The 24,050-nt window shown below is 65.9% G+C and carries 26 protein-coding genes; 18 read left to right on the top strand and 8 right to left on the bottom strand.

The genetic code is table 11. The features are described 5' to 3' along the window. Window positions 1-148: 148 nt before the first annotated feature. From AC066S_RS01490 to AC066S_RS01535, 10 genes are all read left to right on the top strand, one after another. Complete coding sequence (locus AC066S_RS01490) at window positions 149-760, top strand: permease (RefSeq protein ID WP_126259428.1); 612 nt, start codon at window positions 149-151, stop codon at window positions 758-760. After that, on the top strand, window positions 757-1,257 hold the full coding sequence (locus AC066S_RS01495; RefSeq protein WP_126259429.1) for a hypothetical protein: 501 nt from the start codon (window positions 757-759) through the stop codon (window positions 1,255-1,257). Before AC066S_RS01490 ends, AC066S_RS01495 begins: the two co-directional genes overlap by 4 nt. Before the next feature lie 130 nt (window positions 1,258-1,387). Further along, complete coding sequence (locus tag AC066S_RS01500) at window positions 1,388-1,630, top strand: hypothetical protein (RefSeq protein WP_478268740.1); 243 nt, start codon at window positions 1,388-1,390, stop codon at window positions 1,628-1,630. A gap of 2 nt (window positions 1,631-1,632) precedes the next feature. Beyond that, on the top strand, window positions 1,633-2,388 hold the full coding sequence (locus tag AC066S_RS01505) for a metal ABC transporter ATP-binding protein (protein WP_478268741.1): 756 nt from the start codon (window positions 1,633-1,635) through the stop codon (window positions 2,386-2,388). A 6-nt stretch (window positions 2,389-2,394) separates the two neighbouring features. After that, a complete protein-coding gene (locus tag AC066S_RS01510) occupies window positions 2,395-3,264 on the top strand; it encodes a metal ABC transporter permease (protein WP_478268742.1) in 870 nt (289 codons plus the stop codon). Between the two features lie 2 nt (window positions 3,265-3,266). Further along, window positions 3,267-4,130, top strand: coding sequence for a metal ABC transporter solute-binding protein, Zn/Mn family (locus AC066S_RS01515; protein ID WP_126259433.1), 864 nt, complete (start codon window positions 3,267-3,269; stop codon window positions 4,128-4,130). A 55-nt stretch (window positions 4,131-4,185) separates the two neighbouring features. Continuing rightward, window positions 4,186-5,232 (top strand): CobW family GTP-binding protein, encoded by a 1,047-nt coding sequence (locus AC066S_RS01520; protein WP_478268743.1) that lies wholly within the window; start codon window positions 4,186-4,188, stop codon window positions 5,230-5,232. After that, window positions 5,232-6,251 carry a WD40 repeat domain-containing protein gene (locus AC066S_RS01525; protein WP_478268744.1) on the top strand — a complete coding sequence of 340 codons (1,020 nt, stop codon included), beginning with the start codon at window positions 5,232-5,234 and terminating at the stop codon, window positions 6,249-6,251. Before AC066S_RS01520 ends, AC066S_RS01525 begins: the two co-directional genes overlap by 1 nt. A 30-nt stretch (window positions 6,252-6,281) precedes the next feature. Continuing rightward, window positions 6,282-6,998: an MgtC/SapB family protein gene (locus AC066S_RS01530; protein ID WP_126259436.1), complete on the top strand. Its 717-nt coding sequence runs from the start codon at window positions 6,282-6,284 to the stop codon at window positions 6,996-6,998. Between the two features lie 101 nt (window positions 6,999-7,099). After that, window positions 7,100-7,432, top strand: coding sequence for a hypothetical protein (locus AC066S_RS01535; RefSeq protein ID WP_164718828.1), 333 nt, complete (start codon window positions 7,100-7,102; stop codon window positions 7,430-7,432). A gap of 152 nt (window positions 7,433-7,584) precedes the next feature. On the opposite strand, the gene AC066S_RS01540 is transcribed toward AC066S_RS01535, so the two are convergent. The 5 genes from AC066S_RS01540 to AC066S_RS01560 form a co-directional block, all read right to left on the bottom strand. Continuing rightward, complete coding sequence (locus AC066S_RS01540) at window positions 7,585-9,027, bottom strand: homospermidine synthase (protein WP_135166175.1); 1,443 nt, start codon at window positions 9,025-9,027, stop codon at window positions 7,585-7,587. 64 nt (window positions 9,028-9,091) lie between these two features. Then, the gene (locus AC066S_RS01545; RefSeq protein ID WP_478268745.1) at window positions 9,092-9,481 is read right to left on the bottom strand and encodes a RidA family protein; all 390 of its coding nucleotides are present in this window, start codon (window positions 9,479-9,481) and stop codon (window positions 9,092-9,094) included. A 144-nt stretch (window positions 9,482-9,625) separates the two neighbouring features. After that, complete coding sequence (locus AC066S_RS01550) at window positions 9,626-10,213, bottom strand: GNAT family N-acetyltransferase (RefSeq protein WP_126259439.1); 588 nt, start codon at window positions 10,211-10,213, stop codon at window positions 9,626-9,628. Between the two features lie 131 nt (window positions 10,214-10,344). Next, entirely contained in the window at window positions 10,345-11,487 is a 1,143-nt protein-coding gene (locus tag AC066S_RS01555) for a type III PLP-dependent enzyme (protein WP_126259440.1), read from the bottom strand. 689 nt (window positions 11,488-12,176) lie between these two features. Next, window positions 12,177-12,431, bottom strand: a complete 255-nt coding sequence (locus tag AC066S_RS01560) for a hypothetical protein (RefSeq protein ID WP_045004054.1) — start codon at window positions 12,429-12,431, stop codon at window positions 12,177-12,179. Window positions 12,432-12,571: 140 nt separating this feature from the next. Here AC066S_RS01560 and AC066S_RS01565 point away from each other — a divergent pair, with 140 nt between their 5' ends. The 3 genes from AC066S_RS01565 to AC066S_RS01575 are packed head-to-tail and all read left to right on the top strand — an operon-like array spanning window position 12,572 to window position 16,418. Continuing rightward, the gene (locus tag AC066S_RS01565) at window positions 12,572-14,653 is read left to right on the top strand and encodes a M3 family metallopeptidase (RefSeq protein WP_478268746.1); all 2,082 of its coding nucleotides are present in this window, start codon (window positions 12,572-12,574) and stop codon (window positions 14,651-14,653) included. A gap of 8 nt (window positions 14,654-14,661) precedes the next feature. After that, window positions 14,662-15,294 (top strand): DUF1007 family protein, encoded by a 633-nt coding sequence (locus tag AC066S_RS01570; RefSeq protein WP_430644587.1) that lies wholly within the window; start codon window positions 14,662-14,664, stop codon window positions 15,292-15,294. Beyond that, the gene (locus AC066S_RS01575) at window positions 15,291-16,418 is read left to right on the top strand and encodes a nickel/cobalt transporter (protein WP_478268747.1); all 1,128 of its coding nucleotides are present in this window, start codon (window positions 15,291-15,293) and stop codon (window positions 16,416-16,418) included. Before AC066S_RS01570 ends, AC066S_RS01575 begins: the two co-directional genes overlap by 4 nt. Window positions 16,419-16,501: 83 nt before the next feature. On the opposite strand, the gene AC066S_RS01580 is transcribed toward AC066S_RS01575, so the two are convergent. After that, complete coding sequence (locus AC066S_RS01580) at window positions 16,502-16,900, bottom strand: MAPEG family protein (RefSeq protein WP_478268748.1); 399 nt, start codon at window positions 16,898-16,900, stop codon at window positions 16,502-16,504. 82 nt (window positions 16,901-16,982) lie between these two features. Between AC066S_RS01580 and hemH the strand changes: the two genes are divergently transcribed. The 3 genes from hemH (at window position 16,983) to AC066S_RS01595 (ending at window position 19,737) form a co-directional block, all read left to right on the top strand. After that, window positions 16,983-18,020, top strand: a complete 1,038-nt coding sequence (gene hemH / locus AC066S_RS01585) for a ferrochelatase (RefSeq protein ID WP_478268749.1) — start codon at window positions 16,983-16,985, stop codon at window positions 18,018-18,020. Window positions 18,021-18,234: 214 nt separating this feature from the next. Next, entirely contained in the window at window positions 18,235-19,239 is a 1,005-nt protein-coding gene (locus tag AC066S_RS01590; RefSeq protein WP_135170210.1) for an SPFH domain-containing protein, read from the top strand. Window positions 19,240-19,293: 54 nt separating this feature from the next. Next, window positions 19,294-19,737, top strand: a complete 444-nt coding sequence (locus tag AC066S_RS01595; RefSeq protein WP_135166166.1) for an NfeD family protein — start codon at window positions 19,294-19,296, stop codon at window positions 19,735-19,737. An 89-nt stretch (window positions 19,738-19,826) separates the two neighbouring features. Here the strand turns inward: AC066S_RS01595 and AC066S_RS01600 are convergent, their stop codons facing one another. Next, entirely contained in the window at window positions 19,827-20,237 is a 411-nt protein-coding gene (locus AC066S_RS01600; RefSeq protein WP_478268750.1) for a winged helix-turn-helix transcriptional regulator, read from the bottom strand. Between the two features lie 73 nt (window positions 20,238-20,310). On the opposite strand from AC066S_RS01600, the gene AC066S_RS01605 reads away from it, so the two are divergent. Beyond that, window positions 20,311-20,862: a carboxymuconolactone decarboxylase family protein gene (locus AC066S_RS01605; protein ID WP_135170213.1), complete on the top strand. Its 552-nt coding sequence runs from the start codon at window positions 20,311-20,313 to the stop codon at window positions 20,860-20,862. Between the two features lie 136 nt (window positions 20,863-20,998). On the opposite strand, the gene AC066S_RS01610 is transcribed toward AC066S_RS01605, so the two are convergent. Next, complete coding sequence (locus tag AC066S_RS01610) at window positions 20,999-22,012, bottom strand: KpsF/GutQ family sugar-phosphate isomerase (RefSeq protein WP_478268751.1); 1,014 nt, start codon at window positions 22,010-22,012, stop codon at window positions 20,999-21,001. A 193-nt stretch (window positions 22,013-22,205) separates the two neighbouring features. Between AC066S_RS01610 and AC066S_RS01615 the strand changes: the two genes are divergently transcribed. Next, window positions 22,206-23,963, top strand: coding sequence for an outer membrane beta-barrel protein (locus AC066S_RS01615; protein ID WP_478268752.1), 1,758 nt, complete (start codon window positions 22,206-22,208; stop codon window positions 23,961-23,963). Window positions 23,964-24,050: the final 87 nt, after the last annotated feature.

The raw sequence follows: 24,050 nt of genomic DNA on the forward strand, positions 1-24,050 counted from the left end.
ACAAAAAGGCGGTCGCATCAGCGGCCGCCTTTTTGCTGTGCGGAATTGCCCTGCACGGTGCGCGTATGGGCCTGTGATCGTTCCGTTTGCATCGAGCGGCCAGCGCTTCTAATCACAACGGGCATCCCTTCGATCCGGCCCGAGCCCGTTGTCAGAACCTTCCCCGAAAGACCCGGCGCCTGCCGAGGACGCAGACTCCGAGCCGCGGCCTGGGCGGGTGCGCAAGCCGATCGGCTGGTCGACCATCATCATCGCGGCTCTGGTCGCGGTGAGCGCAGCGCTGGTCTGGCGGCGTGACGGCACCGACGGCGTTCTCGACATCCTGACCCACGATCTCTCGCTGTTCTCAGGCATCCTGCCGCGCGTGCTCGCGGGCTGCCTGCTCGGGGCCTTCATCTCCGAGATCCTGCCGCACGAAAAAGTCTCGCGTTCGCTCGGGCCGAAATCCGGCCTGATGGGCCTTCTGATCGGCACCGCCTTCGGCGCGATCCTGCCGGGCGGGCCCTTCACCGCCTATCCCGTGGCGAGCGCGTTGCTCGCTGTCGGAGCCGATTTCGGCGCCACCATCGCCATGGTCGTGAGCTGGACCCTGATCGGCTATGGCCGGGCGGTGGCCTGGGAGATCCCGATCATGGGCACCGACTTTACACTGTGGCGGATCGTGATCTCGCTGCCGCTGCCGGTGCTGGCAGGTGCGCTCGGCCGCTTCGTCTACGTCCGGCTCTATCCGAAGCGCGCCAGCGACGAGGACGCGGCATGAGCGCCGCGCTTCTGATCGACATCCTGCTGTGGGGCTCGGTGCTTGGCGTCGGGCTGATCGCCTTTCGCCGCGGCCCGCCGGTGTTCAAAGCCTCGTTGCGCGAAGGCTCGATGGACTTCATCAACATCGTGCCGCGGATCGCGCTGGGTGTGATCGGCTCCGGCTACATCGCCGCCATCATCCCGCAGGAGGTGATCACCGGCTGGCTCGGGCCGGACAGCGGCTGGCTCGGCGTTGCGACCGCCGTGGTCGCCGGCGCGGCGACGCCGGGCGGCCCCGTGATCGGCTTCTCCATCGGCACCGTGGCGCTGAAGTCGGGCGGTGGGATGCCGCAGGTGGTGGCCTATGTCGTCGCCTGGGCCCTGTTTGCCTTCCAGCGGGTGATCTTGTGGGAAATCCCGTTCATGCCGGCCCGCTTCGTCTGGTTCCGCTGTGCCGTCTCGGTGCCATTCCCCTTCGTGGCCGCCGCCATCGCGATGGTGATCGGCAAGCCCTGAGCTAGCACCGTCATTCCGGGTCGGCGAAGCCTGACCCGGAATCTCGAGATTCCGGGTTCGATGCTTTGCATCGCCCCGGAATGACGGCTGGGTCATGGACAGGGGTAATGTTATAATATAACATCTCTCAATGGTTCCCGCCGCGTCCCCCGTCCACCATCACGACCATGCCCACGGCCATTCCCATGCGCACGGGCACGGGCACGGGCATGGACACGATCACAGCCATGCCCATGTCCACGATGCCGCCTCGCCGCATCCCGCCCAGGCGGCGCCCTGGTCGATCCTGCGCATGACCATGGCCGCGCGCCTTGCGGCTGCGCTCGCCGTCTGCGCCGTGCTCTGGGGCGTGGTCTTGCTGGCGATGAGGTGACGATGGCGGCACTGCACTTTCACAACGTGACGCTCGGCTATGACCGGCATCCCGCCGTGCACCATCTGAGCGGCGAAGTCGCTCGAGGTGCGCTGGTCGCCGTGATCGGCCCGAATGGCGCGGGCAAGTCGACCCTGCTGCGCGGCATCGTCGGCATTCTCAAGCCGCTCGACGGCAGCATCCATCTCGGCGGGCTCGACAGCAGGGACATCGCCTATCTGCCGCAGAGCGCGGAGATCGACCGCACCTTCCCGATCTCGGTGTTCGATTTCGTCGGCACCGGATTGTGGCGGGATGCCGGCTTGTTCGGCGGCATCGGCAAGGCCGCGCGCGGAAAGATTCTCCGTGCGATCGCCTCCGTCGGCCTCAACGGCTTCGAGAATCGGCCGATCGGCACGCTCTCCGGCGGCCAGATGCAGCGCGTGCTGTTTGCGCGCGTGCTGCTTCAGGACGCCAGCCTGATCGTGCTGGACGAGCCTTTCAACGCCATCGATGCCAAGACCACCGCCGACCTGCTCGCGCTGGTCAAGCAATGGCACAACGAGGGCCGCACCGTGCTCGCCGCGCTGCACGACATGGAGATGGTGCGCAACCATTTCAGCGAGACGCTGGTGCTGGCGCGTGGCCCGGTGGCGTGGGGACCGACCGCGGACGTGTTGACGCCGGAAAACCTGCTGGTCGCGATGCGGATGTGCGAGGCCTTCGACGACAGCGCCGCGGCCTGCGCCGCCGATGATATCAGCTCCCGGGCGGCCTGATATCCGATGCTCCATGACGCGCTGATCGGCCCGTTCACCGAATTCGAGTTCATGCGGCGCGCGCTCGCCGCCGTGATCGCGCTGGCGCTGGCCGGCGCGCCGATCGGCGTGTTCCTGATGCTGCGGCGGATGAGCCTCGTCGGTGACGCCATGGCGCACGCGATCCTGCCGGGCGCCGCGGTGGGCTTCCTACTCTCCGGTCTCAATCTGTTCGCGATGACGGCCGGCGGCCTGATCGCAGGCTTTGCGGTCGCGATCCTCGCCGGCGTGGTCGCGCGCTCGACCGGGCTGAAGGAGGACGCCTCGCTCGCCACCTTCTATCTCGCCTCGCTGGCGCTCGGCGTCACCATCGTCTCGATCAAGGGCACCAATATCGACCTCTTGCACGTGCTGTTCGGCAACATCCTCGCGATGGACGACCAGACCCTGCTGGTGGTGGCCTTCAATGCCACCGTGACGCTGCTGGTGCTCGCCGTGATCTATCGTCCGCTGGTGATCGAGAGCGTCGATCCCTTGTTCCTGCGCACGGTCAGCCGTGCCGGCGGCCCCGCGCATCTCGCCTTCCTCGCGCTGGTCGTGATCAACCTCGTCAACGGCTTCCAGGCGCTCGGCACGCTGCTTGCGGTCGGCCTGATGATCCTGCCGGCGGGCATCGCCCGGTTCTGGTCGCGCGATCTGACCGCGATGATCTGCATCGCGGTCGTCGCCGCCGCAATTTCCGGCTATGCCGGCCTCGTGCTGTCGTTCCTGACCCGCGTGCCGTCAGGCCCCGCGATCATCCTGGTCGCGACCGTGATCTACGTGGTCTCCGTCCTGTTCGGCCGCGTCGGCGGCGTCGTCCGGCAGATGTTTCCCGGCCGGCATCTGGAGGCGTGACGATGCGGCCCATCCTGCTTTGCGTGCTCCTGCTGATCGCCTCGCCACTTCAGGCTGCGGAGCGGCTGAACGTTGTCGCGAGCTTCTCGATCCTCGCCGATTTCGTTCGTAATGTCGGCGGTAACAGGATCAATTTGACCACGCTGGTCGGCGCCGACAGCGATGTCCACGTCTACACGCCACCGCCCGCCGATGCGAAGCGCGTCGCGGAGGCAAAGCTCGTCATCGTCAACGGGCTCGGGCTGGAGGGCTGGCTGCCGCGTCTCGTGCAGTCTTCCGGCAGCAAGGCGCGGGTCGTCACCGCCAGCGCCGGCATCACGCCGCTCAAGCTCGGCTCAAGCGCCGACCCCCATGCCTGGCAGTCCGTCCCCAACGCCAAGGTTTACGTGGCTGATATCGCCAACGCGCTGGCCGCGGCCGATCCTGACGCAGCCGACTTCTTTCGCACCCAGGCCAAGGCCTATCTGGAAAAGCTCGAAGCGCTCGACCGCGAGGTCCGCGAGGCCGTTGCCAAAATCCCAACCGAGCGGCGCAAGGTGATCTCCACCCACGATGCCTTCGGCTATTTCGCCGCCGAATATGGTATCCGGTTCGTCGCCCCTCTGGGCGTCTCCACCGAAACCGAGCCCAGCGCCCGGGACATCGCGGCCATCATCGGCCAGATCAAGGCCCAGAAAATCCCGGCTGTTTTCCTGGAAAATATCAGCGACGACCGGCTGATTCGGCGGATCGCGGCAGAGACCGGGGCAAAGGTCGGCGGGACCCTGATTTCAGACGGTTTGACCGGCGAAAAGGGGCCTGCACCCACTTACATTGACATGGTCAGGCACAATATAAAGGCCCTGACCAGCGCGCTTGACCATTAGGGCAGGGGCCACCCCGCCTCGCGTCGCGCGGAAATCGCCCGAAGCCGGAGTTGTTATGTCTGAAGCGACCTCCCAAAAAATTCCCGTGACCGTCCTGACCGGCTATCTCGGTGCCGGCAAGACCACGCTGCTCAACCGCATCCTGTCGGAAAACCACGGCAAGAAATACGCCGTCATCGTCAACGAATTCGGCGAGATCGGCATCGACAACGACCTCATCATCGGCGCCGATGAGGAAGTGTTCGAGATGAACAACGGCTGCATCTGCTGCACGGTGCGCGGTGACCTCGTTCGCATCATGGACGGCCTGATGAAGCGCAAGGGCAAGTTCGACGCCATCATCGTCGAGACCACCGGCCTTGCCGATCCCGCGCCAGTCGCCCAGACCTTCTTTGTCGACGAGGACGTGCAGAAGAACGCGCGTCTCGACGCGGTGGTGACCGTCGCTGACGCCAAATGGCTGTCCGACCGGCTCAAGGACGCGCCCGAGGCCAAGAACCAGATCGCCTTCGCCGATGTCATCGTTCTGAACAAGACCGACCTCGTCAGCAAGGGCGAGCTTGCCGAGGTCGAGGCCCGCATCCGCGCCATCAACCCCTATGCGAAACTGCACCGCACTGAGCGCTGCTCGGTGGCCTTGGCCGACGTGCTCGACCGCGGCGCGTTCGATCTCGACCGCATCCTCGATATCGAGCCGGATTTCCTGGAGGCCGACGATCATAACCACGACCATGATCACCACCACCATCACGGCCACGATCATCATCATGATCACGGCCACGGCCTGAAGCACTACCACGACGAGGACATGCAGTCGCTGTCGCTGAAGACCGACAAGCCGCTCGATCCCAATATGTTCATGCCCTGGCTGCAGAACCTGGTGCAGGTCGAGGGCGGCAAGATCCTGCGCTCCAAGGGCATCCTCGCGTTCCACGACGACGACGACCGCTATGTCTTCCAGGGCGTCCACATGATGCTGGAGGGCAACCACCAGCGGAAGTGGAAGGAAGGCGAACCGCGCGAGAGCCGCCTCGTCTTCATCGGTCGCGAATTGCCGGAAGAGGCGATCCGCAAGGGTTTCGAGAGCTGCATCGTCTCGTGATGAAAGAGTTTACGCCGCCTCCCGATTCCGCCTCGATCGTCTCCGTCACCGACCGCGTCAAGCCTGTCACGCTCGGCATGGCCGTGACCTCGGTGCATTTCCTCGGGGATCGTGCCGCCTTCGTCGGCGGCGAGGAGAACGTTGCCTTCGTCCACGCCAAGGGCGAGATCACCAAGGTCGCCGTGCACAGTGGCGGTATTCTCTCCACTGCCTTCGACGGCAAGCGCCTCGCAATGGGCGGCGACGACGGCAAGGTCGTCGCGCTCGACGCCAGGGGCGAGGTGACGCTGCTCGCCACCGACCCGAAGCGGCGCTGGATCGATGCGGTGGCGCTGCACGCCGACGGCGCGTTCGCCTGGTCGGCCGGCAAGACGGCGACCGTCAAGAGCGGCAAGGCCGAGGAGAAGTCGCTCGAGGTGCCCTCGACCGTCGGCGGTCTCGCCTTCGCGCCCAAGGGCCTGCGGCTCGCGATCGCGCATTACAACGGCGTGACACTGTGGTTTCCCAACATGGAAGGGTCCGCCGAATTCCTGCCCTGGGCGGGCTCGCATCACGCCGTCACCTTCAGCCCGGACAACAAGTTCCTGGTGACCGCGATGCACGAGCCGGCGCTGCACGGCTGGCGGCTCGCCGACAACAGGCACATGCGCATGACCGGCTATCCCGGCCGGGTCCGCTCGATGTCGTGGAGCGCGGGCGGCAAGGGCCTCGCCACCTCGGGCGCCGACACCGTCATCATCTGGCCGTTCGGCAGCAAGGATGGTCCGATGGGCAAGGAGCCCGCGATGCTCGCGCCGCTGCAGGCCCGCGTCTCGGTCGTCGCCTGCCATCCGAAGAACGACATCCTCGCCGCCGGCTACAGCGACGGCACCGTGCTGATGGTGCGGCTGGAGGACGGCGCCGAGATCCTGGTCCGCCGCAACGGCACGCCGCCCGTCGCCGCCATCGGCTGGAACGCCAAGGGCACGCTGCTGGCGTTTGCCGACGAAAATGGGGACGGCGGCCTGCTCGAGCTTTGATCTGTCATGGTTCCAGCCGTATAGGGGACCATGCGATTTCTCACGACTTTCCAGCTTGCTGACTTCGCCGACACGCTGGTCAGCCTGACCACGGCCTTCGTGCTGGGCACGCTGATCGGCGCCGAGCGGCAATATCGCCAGCGCACCGCGGGCCTGCGCACCAATGTTCTGGTCGCAGTCGGCGCCGCCGCCTTCGTCGATCTCGCCATGCAGCTGGACGGCGCCGACGGTGCGGTCCGGGTGATCGCCTATGTCGTCTCGGGCATCGGCTTCCTGGGCGCCGGCGTCATCATGAAGCAGGGCATGGACGTGCGCGGGCTCAACACCGCAGCGACGCTATGGGCTTCGGCCGCAGTCGGCTCCTGCGCCGGTGCCGACATGATCGCGCAGGCGGCTGCGTTGACGGTCTTCGTCATCGCCGGCAACACCATGCTGCGCCCGCTGGTCAATGCCATCAACCGCATCCCCCTGAACGAGAAGGCGCTGGAGGCGACCTACTATTTCAAGCTCGCGGTCGCGGCCGATGCCTTGCCTGACATGCGCGACCGCCTCGTCGAGAAGCTCGAGGGTGCGCAATATCCCGTGGCGGGTGTCGAGGTCGTCGAGATCGGCGAGGACATGCTGGAGATCGTCGCCAAGCTGGTCGCGAGCGCGATCGACCCGAACGAATTGAACGCCGTGGCGACCGATCTGCAGCATCTGCCCGGCGTGCGCCATGCCACCTGGGAAGCCAGCACGACCGAGTGAGCGCGTCGTTTTGGCGCGCAGACGGGCAGATGCCGCCTTGCCGAGGAGGGAACCCTGGTCGGTCGATTTCGTTGATCCCGCGGATAAAGGCGGTGATCGACATGCCCGGCCAACATGACAAGCACAGACTGAGTCTCGACCTGACAATCGCTGCCTCGCTGTTCGCGGCGGGACTCGTGGTGTCGGTGATGTCGCTCGCCCAGATCCGCGCCGAGAGCCGGATGCAGATGGCACAGGCGACGCAGCCGCTTCAGGGAACTCCGTCCGACGAGCAGAGCAAGGTGCCAGCGGAGGCCAAGCCCGGCGGCGATCGGCCGACTACGCCGGCCCCCGAGCCCGCGCGCCCCGATCCGCAGACGCAAGGCGCGGCGACCAGGCCGGCACTGCCGCCGGCACCGGCGGAAAAGATCGCGCCGCCGCTTGAGAGGAAGTAGGGCGGCCACCACACAAATGGTGTCATCACCCGCGAAGGCGGGTGATCCAGTATTCCAGAGACAGTTGTGACAGAGCCGAGAAGCCGGGGCGTACTGGATGCCCCGCCTTCGCGTGGCATGACAGTTGTGGGCGAGGCAGGACGCGTCGCCCCTCACCGCACCAGAATGTTCTTGAACTGCCAGGGATCGCTGGTGTCGATGTCCTCCGGGAACAGTCCCGGCCGGTCCGTCAGCGGGGTCCAGTCGGTGTAGAAGCCCTTCACCGGGCCGAGATAGGGCAGCTGGATTTCCAGGAGACGATCGAAATCCATCTCGTCGGCTTCGACGATGCCCTCGTTGGGGTTCTCCAGCGCCCACACCATGCCGCCGAGCACGGCGGAGGTCACTTGCAAGGCGGTGGCGTTCTGGTACGGCGCGAGTTCGCGCGTCTCCTCGATCGAGAGCTGCGAGCCGTACCAATACGCATTCTTGTCGTGGCCGAACAGCAGCACGCCGAGCTCGTCGATGCCGTCGACGATTTCGTCCTCCTCGAGGATGTGGTGCTTCTCCTGCATCTTGCCGGCGCGGCCGAACAGCTCATGCAGCGACAGCACAGCGTCGTCGGCCGGATGATAGGCGTAGTGGCAGGTCGGCCGATAGATCGCCGTGCCTGATGCGTCACGCACCGTGAAGTAATCGGCGATCGAGATCGACTCGTTGTGGGTGACGAGGAAGCCGTATTGCGCGCCGCGGGTCGGGCACCAGGTGCGCACGCGCGTATTGGCGCCGGGCTGCATCAGGTAGATGGCAGCGCCGCAGCCGGCTTCGTGGGTATGCGCATTCTCGGGCATCCATTTCTCATGGGTACCCCAGCCGAGCTCCGACGGCTGCATGCCCTCCGAGAGGAAGCCTTCCACCGACCAGGTGTTGACGAAGACGTCGGGCTCTTTCGGCTTCTTGGAGCGCTGGGTGTCGCGCTCGGCGATATGGATGCCCTTGATGCCGGCCTGCCGCATCAAATCCGCCCATTCGCCCTTGGTCTTCGGCTTGGGGGCATTGAGCTTCAGATCCGCGGCGACATTGAGCAGCGCCTGCTTGACGAAGAAGGAGACCATGCCGGGATTGGCGCCGCAGCAGGAGACGGCCGTGGTCGAGCCTGCGGGGCGCGCCTTCTTGGCGGCCAGCGTCACTTCGCGAAGGGCATAGTTGGAGCGCGCCTCCGGCCCCTTCGACGAATCGAAATAGAAGCCGAGCCAGGGCTCGTTGACGGTATCGATGTAGAGCGCGCCGAGCTCGTTGCAGAGCTCCATGATGTCGGTCGAGCCGGTGTCGACCGAGAGATTGACGCAAAAGCCCTGGCCGCCACCTTCGGTGAGCAGCGGAGACAGCAATTCGCGATAATTGTCTTTCGTCACGGCCTTCTGGATGAAGCGGACATTGTGCTTCTCGCAATGCGCCTTGCGGCCCTCGTCCTTGGGATCGATCACGGTGACGCGCGACTTGTCGTAATCGAGATGCCGCTCGATCAGCGGCAGCGTGCCTTTGCCGATGGAGCCGAAGCCGACCATGACGATGGGACCGGTGATCTTCGCGTAGATCTGCGAGGGAGGGCTCATGGGACGGTTTCTCCGGAACGTGCTGGCAGGCAAAGGGTGGGTGGATCAGGCGCTGCGGCGCTTGTCAGACGCTGCGGCGCTTGGCGGTGACTTCGATCTCGACCTTCATCTCGGGCTTGGCGAGGGCGCTGACGACCAGCAGGGTCGCGGCCGGCCTGATGTCGCCGAGAACCTCGCCGCAGACGGCGAAGTGGGCGTCGATGTAGCTGGTGTCGGTGACGTAGTAGGTCGCACGGACGATATCGGCCATCTCGAAACCGCCCTCCTTCAGGGCGGCTGCGATGGTCTTGAAGCAGTTGCGTGACTGGCTCGTGACGTCGGCCGGCATCGTCATCGTGCTGTAGTCATAGCCGGTGGTTCCCGCGACGAAGGCGAAATCGCCGTCGATCACGGCGCGGCTGTAGCCGACGGTCTTCTCGAGCGGAGAGCCGGTGGAGATCAGGCGACGGGGCATGGTTTGGGCCTCGACTGAAGGATGTTTCGCGGGGTTAAAGGGCGTTTCTGGCGCCTGCGCAACCCCAAAGGAGCGGGCGTGACGCAGGCGCGGCCGGGCGTTGCCGCTCAGTGCGGCTCGGGTCGCCGCGATGAAAGCGATCTCTCAGGCCGCGCGCGCCACAGGTCCGCGAACCGACCTCCGTTTGGGCAGGGCCGAGCCGGTCGGGACGATCATCCCCTCGGCGCCGTCCAGGGCGCCGTCGGTGAATTCGATCGCCAGCAGGCGGTCGCGTTCGAACGGGCCGGGCAGCGAAAGCCCAGCCGTCTTCTCCGCCGAGAAGCCGAAGCGGGCGTAATAGGAGGCATCGCCGAGCAGGATCACGGCTTCATGCCCGCGCGCCCGGGCGGCGGCCAGCGCCTGATGCATCAGCGCGGCGCCAATCCCGAGCTCGCGGCAGGCAGGGTCGACCGCCAGCGGTCCGAGGACCAGAGCGGGCCTGCCTCCGGCGCTGACGTGCCACAGCCGCACGGTTCCCACGAGCTTGCCCTCGCGCACGGCCGACAGGGCGAGGCCTGCGGCGGGCGCGCGTCCGTCGCGCAGGCGCTGGCAGGTGCGGCCATGGCGGTCCTCGCCAAAGCTGGCATCGAGCAGCGCCTCACGGGCGGCGACGTCGACGGCACGCTCGCTGCGGATCGCAAACGGAGCGGCTTTCGAGGTGAGGGCGATCTGTGGCTTCCGAAAAGCAGTCATGGCGCATCAATCCCCGCTTGAACGGACGTGCGGGCAGCACGCCGGTCCAAGACGTCGTCAGAAATCGAGATGTTGAGGAGGAGCCGGCAAGCCGGCTCCCGGGTTCGTCAGGCCTCAGACAAAGAGGCGGATCAGATGTGGTACGTCTTCAGCGGCGGAATGCCGTTGAAGGCCACCGACGAGTAGGTCGACGTATAGGCCCCGGTGCCCTCGATCAGAACCTTGTCGCCGATCTCGAGCGTGACCGGGAGCGGATAGGGGTTCTTCTCGTACAGCACGTCGGCGCTGTCGCAGGTCGGCCCCGCCAGCACGCACGGCGTCATGTCCGCGCCGTCGTGGCGGGTGCGGATCGCGTAGCGGATCGACTCGTCCATGGTCTCGGCGAGACCGCCGAACTTGCCGATGTCGAGATACACCCAGCGCACCTCGTCCTCGTCGCTCTTCTTCGAGATGAGCACGACCTCGGACTCGATGATGCCGGCGTTGCCCACCATGCCGCGGCCCGGCTCGATGATGGTCTCCGGAATCTGGTTGCCGAAGTGCTTGCGCAGCGCGCGGAAGATCGAGCGGCCGTAGGTCACGACCGGCGGCACGTCCTTCAGGTACTTGGTCGGGAAACCGCCGCCCATGTTGACCATGGTCAGGTTGATGCCGCGCTCGGCGCAGTCGCGGAACACCTGCGAGGCCATCGCCAGCGCACGGTCCCACGCCTTCACCTTGCGCTGCTGCGAGCCGACATGGAAGGAGATGCCGCACGGCTCCAGCCGGAGGCGCTTGGCGAGGTCGAGCACCTCGACCGCCATCTCCGGGTCGCAGCCGAACTTGCGCGACAGCGGCCATTCGGCGCCGGCGCAGTCATAGAGGATGCGGCAGAACACCTTCGCGCCGGGGGCGGCACGGGCGACCTTCTCGACCTCGGCGGCGCAATCGACCGCGAACAGGCGAATGCCGAGCGCGAAGGCGCGCGCGATGTCGCGCTCCTTCTTGATCGTGTTGCCGAAGGAGATGCGGTCGGGCGTCGCACCCGCGGCCAGCGCCATCTCGATCTCGGCAACCGTCGCGGTGTCGAAGCAGGAGCCCATCGAGGCGAGCAGGGCCAGCACTTCCGGCGCCGGGTTTGCCTTGACGGCATAGAACACGCGGCTGTCGGGCAGCGCCTTGGCGAAGCTCTGGTAATTGTCGCGCACGACCTCGAGGTCGACGACGAGGCACGGCTCGGTGTCGAGGCCATCCTTGCGGCGGTTGCGCAGGAATTCCTGGATACGTTCGGTCATGGCACTCTCCCAAACGGCCCAGCGACGGGCCCGTTCAAAACATGACGTCGGATAGGAGTGCTCTGGCCGGATCGCGCGATGGAGGCGCGACGAAGCCAAAAGACTCAAACCAGACTGTGCTGCCGTGGATTGGTTGGGAGTGTTCCCGCCCGCACACCTGGCAATGAAGGACAAGCCTTTTCAGTAGCCCGCGCCGGCGTTGGACTGCCGGTAGAGACCAAAAAAGCCCGATCCGTCGTTGCTTTAAGTCGCGTCCCCCGTTGAGAGCGGGGTGCGCCGGTTCGCCTCCGGCTGCCAGTCACGGTTGCAAAGAGCGAAGTCACCTTCGACAAGGCATCTCTTTGAGAGAGATGCTGGGCACTCCGGGTTTGCTTCGTCGTCCGACCTTCGCGTCTTGCGACCTCGGCCTTCCGACTTCCGCACTTCCGAAGAGCCCCTCGGCTTCTTCACCCCTTGGCGGCTGTCCGGCCTCTTGTCCGGATACCTACCGACTGACACACGACCACAGGCACGTGCGAAATTGGGCAAGTCCGCACATAAGTGTTTTGACTCGGCTTCGCAAGAATTTTTTTAGGCTGCGAACAGAATTGCCTAACGTCTGCTTGCGCAGTGTTGCGCGAGCGACGCGGAAGATGAACGGGCGTTAAGTTTTTCGTGGCAGCGCGCGCGTCTCTCGCGCGCGAGAGGCGTCAGCCGCGCTTCGTGAAGGGCTCGACGCGCTGAGCCGCGCGGATGAAGGCCGTCATCACGAGCACGCCGAGTGCAAACAGCACGGCCTGCAGGATGTGCGCGCCCTGGTCGCCGAGCCCGAACAGGATCGCGAGCGCCCAGCCGCCGGCGAACGCCGCGCCGAACACTTCGGCGCCGATCAGGATGGCGGCGCTGATGACGGTGATGACGCTGGGCCAGACGATCTGACGGGAAGACGAGGAAGGCGCGTTCATGAGCTTAAGGGGTCCGTGGTCCATCGAGGGCCGCAATCTCCCCGAAAAGGCGGCCGGGAGCAAGGCCAAATGGCCCAAAAAAGCCCCATCGCGTGCTATAGCTGGCCGCAACAATCGAGCCATGAAAACCGGGACTTGCAATGTCAGACCCCCGCCAAACTACGGACTCCGAGACCAATCCGCTGCTGAAGGCCTGGGTGACGCCGTTTGCGACCCCGCCCTTCGACGAGATCAAGCCGGAGCACTTCCTGCCGGCGTTCGAGCAGGCCTTCGCCGACCACTCCGCCGAGATCGCGGCGATCACCAATGATCCGGCCGCGCCCGACTTCGCCAACACCATCACGGCGCTGGAGCGCTCCGGCAAGCTGCTGAGCAAGGTCGCGGCGGTGTTCTACGACCTGGTCTCGGCGCATTCCAATCCGGCCATCCTGGAGATCGACAAGGATGTCTCCTTGCGGATGGCGCGGCACTGGAATCCGATCATGATGAACGCCGTGCTGTTTGGTCGCATCGCCCAGCTGCACGAGAACCGCACCGATCTTGGTCTTTCGCCCGAGCAGCTCCGCCTCTTGGAGCGCACCTATACCCGCTTCCACCGCGCTGGCGCCGGCCTGTCCGAGGATGCCAAGGCCCGGATGGCCGAGATCAACGAGAGGCTCGCCCAGCTCGGCACCGGCTTCAGCCATCATCTGCTTGGCGACGAGCAGGACTGGGTCATGGAGTTGGGCGAGGCCGACCGCCAGGGCCTGCCGGAGAGCTTCGTCGCCGCCGCCAAGGCTGCGGCGGAAGAGCGCGGCATGGACGGCAAGGCCATCGTCACGCTGTCGCGTTCCTCGGTCGAACAGTTCCTGAAGAGCTCGGCCCGGCGCGACCTGCGCGAGAAGGTCTACAAGGCCTTCATCGCCCGCGGCGACAATGGCAATGCCAACGACAACAACGAAACCATCGTCGAGATCCTGAAGCTGCGCGAGGAGAGCGCGAACCTCCTGGGCTATCCGACCTACGCCGCCTACCGGCTCGAGGATTCCATGGCCAAGACGCCGGACGCGGTGCGGGGCCTGTTGGAGCGGGTCTGGAAGCCGGCCCGGGCGCGTGCGCTCGCCGATCGCGACGAGATGCAGGCGCTGATCACGGCGGAGGGCGGCAATTTCAAGCTCTCCCCCTGGGACTGGCGCTTCTATGCCGAAAAGCTGCGCCTTCAGCGCGCCAATTTCGACGATTCCGCGATCAAGCCATACCTCGCGCTCGACAACATGATCGCCGCCGCCTTCGACTGCGCCACGCGGCTGTTCGGCGTCACCTTCGAGGAGCGCAAGGACGTTCCGGTTTGGCACCCCGACGTCCGGGTCTGGGAGATGAAGGACAGGGACGGCAAGCACAAGGCGCTGTTCTACGGCGACTACTTCGCCCGCCCGTCGAAGCGCTCCGGCGCCTGGATGACCTCGCTGCGCGACCAGCAGAAGCTCGACGGCGACGTCGCGCCGCTGGTTCTCAACATCTGCAACTTCGCCAAGGGCGCCGACGGCGAGCCCTCGCTGCTGTCGCCCGACGATGCCCGCACCCTGTTCCACGAGTTCGGCCACGGCCTGCACGGCATGCTCTCCAACGTGACCTATCCGTCGCTGTCGGGCACCTCCGTGTTCACCGACTTCGTCGAGCTGCCGTCGCAACTCTATGAGCACTGGCAGGAACGGCCCGAGGTGCTGCAGAAGTTCGCCCGTCACTACCAGACCGGTGAGCCGCTGCCGGACGACCTGCTCCAGCGCTTCCTTGCCGCGCGAAAATTCAACCAGGGCTTTGCCACGGTCGAATTCGTCTCCTCGGCGCTGATCGACCTCGAATTCCACACCCAGCCGGCCGCCGCCGCGCAGGATGTCCGCGCGTTCGAGCGACGCGAGCTGGAGAAGATCGGCATGCCCGAAGAGATCGCGCTGCGTCACCGGCCCACGCAGTTCGGCCACATCTTCACCGGCGATCATTACGCCGCCGGCTATTACAGCTACATGTGGTCGGAGGTGATGGATGCCGACGCCTTCGGCGCCTTCGAGGAGGCCGGGGACATCTTCGATCCCGCGGTGGCAAAACGCCTGCACGACGACATCTACGCCTCCGGCGGATCGGTCGATCCGGAAGCCGCCTATGAGGCCTTCCGCGGCCGCCCGCCGGAACCCGATGCGCTGCTGCGCCGGCGGGGCCTGCTCGACAACGCCAAGGCTGCCTGATGGGCACGATGCGCCGCCTGCTCGGACTGCTGCTCGCCGCTGGCCTGTCGCTCGCCGCCGGCGCGGCGAGCGCGCATCCGCATGTCTGGATCACCGCCACCAGCGAGCTGCTTTATGCTGCGGACGGCACGATCACCGGCGTCCGTCACGCCTGGACCTTTGACGACATGTTCTCGGCCTATGCGGTGCAGGGGCTCGAGAGCAAGACCAAGGGCGCCTATACCCGCGAGGAGCTCGGGCCGCTGGCGCAGACCAATGTCGAGTCGCTGAAGGAATATGCCTACTTCACCTTCGCGCGAGCGGACGGCAAGAAGGAGCGATTCCAGGAGCCGGTCGACTACTTCCTCGACTACAAGGACACCGTGCTGACCCTGCACTTCACGCTGCCGCTGAAGAATCCGGTCAAGCCAAGGCAGCTGGTGCTCGAAGTGTTCGACCGCTCTTTCTTCATCGACTTCCAGATGGCCAAGGGCAACCCGGTCAAGCTGGTCGGTGCGCCCGCCGGCTGCCAGATGAAGCTCGAGCGACCGAATGACGGTACCGCGAGCGCGCAGAAGCTGAACGAGCAGACCTTCCTGAACGGCGAGAACTCGAATTTCGGCATGATGTTCGCCAACAAGATCACGGTGGATTGCCCTTGAAGCCGCAACTCCCTCCGCTCGCGCGCGGGCTGCTCGCCGGCGCGGCCGTCGTGCTGGCGGTCAGCGTGGCCGATGCCGCGCTCCACGATGTCCTCGCGCAGAATCCGTTCGGCGCGCCGCGCCCGGCGCAGGCGGCCGAACCCGAAGCCAGCGGCCTCATCGGCTGGCTGCTGGCAAAACAGTCGGAATTCTATCGGCAGATGTCGTCGACGATCCGCGCCGCGAAATCCGACGGCTCGGCGGTGTGGACGCTGCTCTTCATCTCGTTCGCCTACGGCATTTTCCACGCCGCCGGCCCCGGCCACGGCAAGGCCGTGATCGCCTCCTATCTCGTCGCCAACCGCGAGACCGCCCGTCGTGGCATCGCGCTGTCGTTTGCCTCGGCGCTGATGCAGTCGCTGGTGGCGATCCTCATCGTCGGCATCTCGGCCTGGGTGCTGAATGCGACCGCGAAGACCATGTGCAAGGCGGAAGGGGCGATCGAGATCGCGAGCTACGCCCTGATCGCGCTGTTCGGGCTGCGCCTGGTCTGGGTCAAGGGCCGCACCTTCATCCGGGCGCTGCAGGCGGCCCAGCCGGTGCCGGCGATCGCCGGCGTGCCGCACCATCATGATCATCACCATCATCATGATGCCCACGATCATCACGATCACGGCCATGATCACCATCATCATCACCACGATCACGGCCATGGGCATGTCCATGCCCATCACGGACATGATCACGTCCATGACGAGCATTGCGGCCATTCCCACGGTCCCACGCCGAGCGAGCTCGCCGGCCCCGGCGGATGGCGGCGCGGCTTTGCCGCGATCCTCACCGTCGGCATCCGTCCCTGCTCGGGCGCCATTCTGGTGCTGGTGTTCGCGCTCGCCCAGGGCCTGTTCTGGGCCGGCATCGCCGCGACCCTCCTGATGGGGCTTGGCACCGCGATCACGGTCGCGGCGATCGCGGTCGTCGCCGTCTCCGCCAAGGACATCGCCGCGCGCCTCAGCGCCGGGCGCGACGGCGGCGGCGCGCTGTTCATGCGCGGGATCGAATTCGCGGCCGCGGGCGTCGTGCTGCTGTTCGGCGCGGGCCTGCTGTTCGGCTACATCGCGGCTGAGCGGACCACGTGTTTCTGAGCTGAATTCTCGTGCCCCGGACGCAGCGCAGCGTCTCTTGGACGGTGCGCTGCACCGCGTCCGGGACACGGCGGCGAGAGACCTCACACTGGCAGGAACCGCTTCAAGGCCGGCATGAAGAAGATCCCGAGATTGATCGCAAAGCCGACGGTCCAGAGGATCGAGCGTAGCGTCGGTCGGTTGCCGAGATAGGTCAGCACATAGGCGAGGCGGACGATGAGGAAGAGGGCCGCGAGCTCGTCGATCAACCGTTGCGGCGAATCCCGGTATTCGGCGAGCAGCACCGCAAAGGCGAAGAACGGGAAGGTCTCGATGCCGTTCTGGTGCGCACCGAGCGCACGCTGCGACAGCGCGTCCTCATAGAAGGCGGGGTCGCGCGGCCGGGAATTGTCGAAGCGCCGAAACCTGATCCATTTGACCGCGGCGATCGTAGACAGATAGAGCAGCAGCGCTCCAAAGACGCACCATTCCGCGAGTGTCATCGTCGTTCCTCGGCCTGGGTGCGACCCTAACGAAATCGGCCTCATCTTGACAAGTTCGGACCAACGCGCGACCCACACAGGCATGACCAGTGTCGTCCCCATCGAGACCGGAAGACCAGCCGCCCAATCCGCCCTGCCGCGTGTCGGCGTGCTCCTTGTCAATCTCGGCACGCCCGACACCGCCGATGCGCCAGGCGTGCGGGTCTATCTGAAGGAGTTCCTCAGTGACGCCCGCGTCATCGAGGACCAGGGCCTGATCTGGAAAGCCGTGCTGAACGGCATCATCCTGCGCAGCCGTCCCCGCACCAAGGCGCTCGATTACCAGAAGATCTGGAACACCGAGAAGAATGAATCGCCGCTGAAGACCATCACGCGGTCGCAAGCCGACAAGCTCGCCGCGGCACTGTCGGACCGTGCCCACGTCGTGGTGGACTGGGCGATGCGCTACGGCAATCCCTCGATCAAGTCCGGCATCGACGCGCTGATCGCGAAGGGCTGCGAGCGTATCCTCGCCGTGCCGCTCTATCCGCAATACTCCGCCTCGACCTCGGCGACCGTCTGCGACGAAGTGTTCCGCGTGCTCGCCCGCCTGCGCAACCAGCCGACGCTGCGGGTGACGCCGCCTTATTATGAGGACGCGGCCTATATCGAGGCGCTCGCGAGCTCGATCGAGACGCATCTGGCGAGCCTGCCATTCAAGCCCGAGCTGATCGTTGCGTCCTTCCACGGCATGCCGAAATCCTATGTCGAGAAGGGCGATCCCTATCAGCAGCACTGCATCGCCACCACCGAGGCGCTGCGCCGCCGGCTCGGCATGGACGAGACGAAGCTGCTGCTGACCTTCCAGTCGCGCTTCGGCAATGCCGAGTGGCTCCAGCCCTATACCGACAAGACCATGGAGCGGCTCGCGAAGGAAGGCGTGCGTCGCATCGCGGTGGTGACGCCGGGCTTTTCCGCCGACTGCCTGGAAACGCTGGAGGAGATCGCGCAGGAGAACGCCGAGATCTTCAAGCACAATGGTGGTGAGCAGTTTTCAGCGATTCCCTGTCTCAACGACAGCCAGCCCGGCATGGACGTGATCCGCAGCCTGGTGTTGCGCGAGCTGCAGGGCTGGATATGACAGGCGCCTGCACCGCAATATTAACCTTTGCCGCTAGGTTCGCTCCCGCATCCTTCAAGAGCCTCCCTCCAAATACATAATCGTCGCGATTCCGCTCCGTCCGCCTTGTGCAGATTTGCACTGATGCCGACGTTACGCGCGACCGCTGAACCGGTAAGGTCGTGTTCCCGACCAATGACAGCGCGGGAAAGGCCTTTCCTGACTTGGAGGAAATATGAGCGGTTTCGACATTTTCGCGATTGTTCTCGTCTTGCTCGTCATCGTCACGCTGGTGGCCGGCGTGAAGACGGTGCCGCAGGGCTATGACTGGACCATCGAGCGGTTCGGCAAATACACGCAGACGCTGAGCCCCGGCCTCAATTTGATCGTGCCCTATTTCGATCGCGTCGGGCGCAAGATCAACATGATGGAGCAGGTGATCGACATTCCCGAGCAGGAGGTGATCACCAAGGACAACGCCACCGTGACGGTGGACGGCGTCGCCTTCTACCAGGTGTTCGACGCCGCGAAAGCGAGCTACGAGGTTTCCAACCTGACGCAGGCCATCACCGTCCTGACCATGACCAACATCCGTTCGGTGATGGGCGCGATGGATCTCGACCAGGTGCTGTCGCATCGCGACGAGATCAACGAGCGCCTTTTGCGCGTTGTCGATGCCGCGGTCTCGCCCTGGGGCCTCAAGGTCAACCGCATCGAGATCAAGGATATCGTGCCGCCCGCCGACCTCGTCGAGGCCATGGGCCGGCAGATGAAGGCCGAGCGCGTCAAGCGTGCCGACATCCTCGCCGCCGAAGGCCAGCGCCAGTCGGAGATCCTGCGCGCCGAGGGCGCCAAGCAGGGTCAGATCCTGCAGGCCGAAGGCCGCAAGGAAGCCGCCTTCCGCGACGCCGAGGCACGCGAGCGTTCGGCGGAGGCGGAAGCGAAGGCCACGCAGATGGTGAGCGAGGCCATTGCCAAGGGCGACGTCGCCGCGTTGAACTATTTCATCGCCGACAAATATATCAAGGCGTTCGGGCAGTTTGCGGAGGCGCCGAACCAGAAGATCATCATGCTGCCGATCGAGGCCACGAGCATGCTCGGTTCGCTCGCCGGCATCGGCGAGATCGCCAAGGCGACGTTCGGCGAGAGCGCGGCCTCTGGGTCCGCTGCCGCTCGCCGCCCCGGCTCAGTGCCCCCGACCGGCAGCACGCCGCCGGCGGTGCCGCCGCGGCAGGGATAGTCACCGGCGCATGACCCTTCGCTAGGGCTTGCGCCAATGATGGAAGATCGCGTCATGACCGACATGTTCGTATCGCTCGGCACCTGGAACTGGCTGATCTTCGGCTTCGTCCTGATGGCGCTGGAGGTGCTGGCGCCGGGCATATTCCTGTTCTGGCTTGGGCTCGCCGCGCTGCTGGTGGGTTTGATCGCGTTCGCCGTGACCACGTCCTGGCAGCTGCAGCTGGTGATGTTCGCGGTATTTGCCGCCGCCGCCGTGCCGGTGTGGCGCCGCCTGGCCCGGCCGAAGCCGGATGCGAGCGCCAGCCCCTTCCTCAACAAGCGCGCCGAGGCCTTGCTCGGGCGTGAGTTCACGCTGGAGAAGCCGATCATCGACGGCAGCGGCACCATGCGCATCGGCGACACGGTTTGGCGCGTGGCGGGCCCCGACACGCCCGCCGGAACGCGGGTGAAGGTGGTGCAGGTGGACGGTGCCAATCTGACGGTCGCGGCGGCGTAGCTCTCTTCGCCTCTCCCCGCTTGCGGGGAGAGGCCGGATTGCATCGCAGATGCAATCCGGGTGAGGGGGACTCTCAGCGAGTCCGTCTCTCACCGTCTCCGCGGAGGCTCCCCCTCACCCCGACCCTCTCCGCGCGAGCGACGCTCGTCGCGACCCCGCAAGCGGGGAGAGGGCGAAAGGGCCTTCCACCTCTCCGCAAACCGGTGCAGCGGCATGAACGTCTCGCACAAGTCCCGCCCGAGCGGCGTCAGTCCGTAACCTCCGCCTTCGCCAAGCTCGACGAACCCCGCCTCGCGGAGTTCCGTCAGCCGTGCCTGCAGCACCGTCGGCGAGGCCTCGTCGCAGGCGCTGCGCAATGCGCGGGAGGTGAGGGGCTCGCCGCGCAACTCCCACAATATCCGCAGGCTCCAGCGCCGCCCGAGCAGATCCAGCAGCGCCATGATCGGCCGTCCGGTGCGCGATCCCCGCACCCGAGGCGTCGTGCCTGGCTTCTTGGCCATCGTCACCCTCTTGCGGTTTGCTACAGATAATGTAGCGTTTTGCTACGATAATTGTAGCAACGAAGGACGGCTCATGTCCCCATCCACGCCGCGCATTGCGCCGCTCACCCCGCCTTATCCCCCGGAGATCCAGGCCCAGTTCGACCGCATCATGCGCGGCGCGCCACCGCTGCTGCTGTTCCGGGTGATGGCGGGTCACGGCCGCGCCTGGGACAAGTTTCGCGCCGGCGGCTTGCTCGATCCCGGCCCGCTCCCGCTGCGCCAGCGCGAGATCGTCATCGACCGCACCTGTGCGCTGAACAAGTGCGAATACGAATGGGGCGTGCATGTCGCCGTTTTCGCCGGGCCGGCGAAGCTCGCCGGGGACGAGGTGCGCGCGACCGTGCAAGGCGATGCGATGTCGGCCTGCTGGTCAGCGGCGGAGCAGGCCCTGATCGCGGCCGTCGACGCGCTGCACGCCCGTGCGACGTTCACCGACGAGGAATTCGCCGCGCTGTCGGCGCATTACGACGAGGCGCAGATCCTGGAGATCATTTTGCTGTGCGGATTCTATCGCACGGTGTCGTATCTGGCGAACGGGCTGCGGTTGCCGCTGGAAGAGAACGCGACGCGGTTTCCGCAATGAATCCTTTGCCGCCATTCCGGGGCACGCGAAGCGTGAACCCGGAATCCATCGTGCAGCGCCGTCGGAGATGAATGGATTCCGGGCTCGCGCCCAAGCGGGCGCGCCCCGGAATGACGGCGCGGGGAGAGACCGCGCCTTAAGCCACGCCCGCCCGCAGCAGGTCGTGCAGATGCACGATGCCCACCACCTTGCCTGCCTCGGTGACGACCAGCGTCGTGATCTTGCGGGTGTTCAGCACCTCGATCATCTCGGTGGCGAGCATCGAGGGCGGCACCGTCTTCGGCTGCCTGGTCATGATATCGTCGACCGCCATCGTCAGCAGATCGGGCCGCATGTTGATATGGCGGCGCAGATCGCCGTCGGTGATGATGCCGATGGCCTCGCCCGCAGCGTTGACGATACAGACGCAGCCGAGCCCCTTGGCCGACATCTCGACCACCGCGTCCGACATCTTGGTGCCTTCAGGCTTGACCGGAATCTCCGCGCCTGTGCGCATGTAGTCGCGGACGAATTTCAGCATCGCGCCCAGCTTGCCGCCAGGGTGGAAATGCGCGAACTCCAGCGCGGTGAAGCCGCGGCCTTCGAGCAGCGCGATCGCCAGCGCGTCGCCGATCGCCGCCTGCATCAGCGTCGAGGTGGTCGGCGCCAGATTGTGCGGGCAGGCCTCGCGCGCCTTCGGCAGCTCGATCACGATGTCGGCGGCCTGGCCCAGCGACGAAGACGCGTTCGAGGTCACCGCGATCATGGGAATGGCGAAGCGCGCCGAATAGTTCACGAGGTTCTTCATCTCCGGCTGCTCGCCGGACCAGGACAGCGCCATGATGACGTCGTCGGTGGTGATCATGCCGAGATCGCCATGGCCGGCCTCGGCGGCGTGCACGAAGAAGGCGGGCGTGCCGGTCGAGGCCAGCGTCGCGGCGATCTTGCGCCCCATATGGCCGGACTTGCCGAGCCCGGTGACGATGACGCGGCCCTTGGCGTTGCGGATCAAGTCGACCGCCTTGGCAAACGTCTCGCCCAGCGGGCCGCGCAGGGCGGCTGCGAGCGCGTTGATGCCGCCGCTCTCCGTCTCCAGGGTGCGGAGCGCGGATTCGACGCTGTCGGGGATGGGGCCGGATGATGCTGTCATCAGCGGTTTCGAGCTCGGCATAATCTGGTCCAGGGAGGAGGGGGCATTCGCCCGGTCGGCGCCTCATTAGCACGCCGCGGCTCTGGAGGCGACGCGCGCGCCAGGGCCCTCAACGGGTCATTAACCATAATTGTTTTAACTCCATTAACGATGGTTCCCGCCAGCCGGTGGGCGCGATCGTGAAAGTGTTTGATTTCGTTGGAGTTATTCCATCGTGGGGTCGTCTCCTGGCACCGGCCGGAGCAAACGCGCGCAATTGCTGCGCGCGGCTTTGCCGTGTCTTGTCCCCTGCCTTGCGCTGACCGCCCTCGGAAATGCCCCCGCGGCCGCCCAGAGCCTTACGCCCGATCTGTTCAATCCCAACCGCGGCGGCTTCGCCTCGCCCGAGACGCTGCCGACCCGCCGCACGGCGGGCGTGCCGCAGGCGCCGTCGGATGCGTTGCCGGCACTGCCCGATCCCAGTGCCGATCCGCGCAAGGCCCGCGAGAAGCCGGCGGCCTCCCGCATCGGCCAGGTCCCGACCTATGGCCTTCCCGCCGCCGCCGGCGCGAGCGGCTCCGGCTACGACTCGCTCAACCGCAAGCGACAGCAACCCAAGCTTTATCCCGGCCAGCCGAAACCGAAGCGCGCGGCCGGTCCCGGCTCGCCGGTGCCGGCCACAGCGCCGCCGCCGTCCACGCTAGGACTGCCGAAGATTGCACCGCCGCCATCTGCGTCCGCGAGCAAGGCGCCGGTGCCGGCGGCGATGGCGGGCACCGTGCCCGGCCAGCCGCTGCGCCGCCGCCTCAAGGCGGATGACGATCCGTTCGGAGCCGTCGGCGATTATGCCGGCAGCTTCCTGATCAAGGGCGGGCTCGAGCTCTCCACCGGCTACGACACCAATCCGGCGCGTCTCAACAAGCCGGTCGGCTCGCCGGTCGTCGTGGTCGCGCCGGACCTCCTGGTCATCTCCGACTGGGAGCGCCACGCGCTGGTCGCCGACCTGCGCGGCTCGTTCTCGGGCTACACCAACAATATGCCGGTGACCATCAACGGTTCTGCCTCGCCTTCGCCGGTCGAGATCGATCGCCCTGACTTTACCGGCCATGTCGACGGCCGGCTCGACGTCACCCGCGATCTCAAGCTGACCTCGCAGCTGCGCTTGCGCCTCGCCACCGACAATCCCGGCAGCCCGAACGTGCAGACCGGCTTGCAGAAATATCCTGTTTACGCCGCCTATGGCACCACCGTCGGCTTCGACCAGACCTTCAATCGCTTCCAGGTCGCCGCCGGCGCCACCGTCGATCGCACCGCCTACACGGATTCAAAGCTCACCGACGGGGCGACCTTCAGCAACGATGACCGTAACTTCAACCAGTATGGCGGCGTCGGGCGCTTCTCTTACGATCTGAAGCCCGGGCTGAAGCCGTTCGTCGAGATCCAGGGCGACACCCGCGTCCACGATCAGGCCGCCGATCGCAACGGCTACTTCCGCGATTCAAACGGCGGCTATGCCAAGGTCGGCTCGTCCTTCGAGTTCTCGCGCATCCTCACCGGTGAAGTCTCGGTCGGCTATTCCGCGCGCAACTACACCGACCCGCGCCTCAGCCAGCTCGCAGGGTTTCTCACCTCGGGCTCGCTGATCTGGAATGCGAGCGGGCTGACCACGGTGAAATTCTTCACCGACACGCAGATCGCGGAGACCACGGTCGCCGGCTCCTCCGGCGTCCTGGTGCGGACCTATTCGGCCGAAGTCGACCACGACTTCCGCCGCTGGCTCACCGCAATCGGCAAATTCACCTACGGCACGCTCGACTACCAGGGCCAGAACCGCAACGACAAGACCTACTCGTTCGAGAGCAATCTGATCTACAAGCTCAACCGCAACATCTGGGTCAAGGGCACGCTGCGTCACGACATCCTGGATTCGAACCAGCCGGGATCGAGCTCGCAGGGCACGGTGATGATGGTGGGCGTGAGGCTGCAGAATTAGGAGCGCCTGCTTGCGCGTCTCGTTAGACGAAGCCGGAGGCACCGCCCTTTCCGATTGTCATTCCGGGGCGCGCCATTTGGCGCGAAC

This window comes from Bradyrhizobium sp. CFUWI (assembly GCF_056429085.1).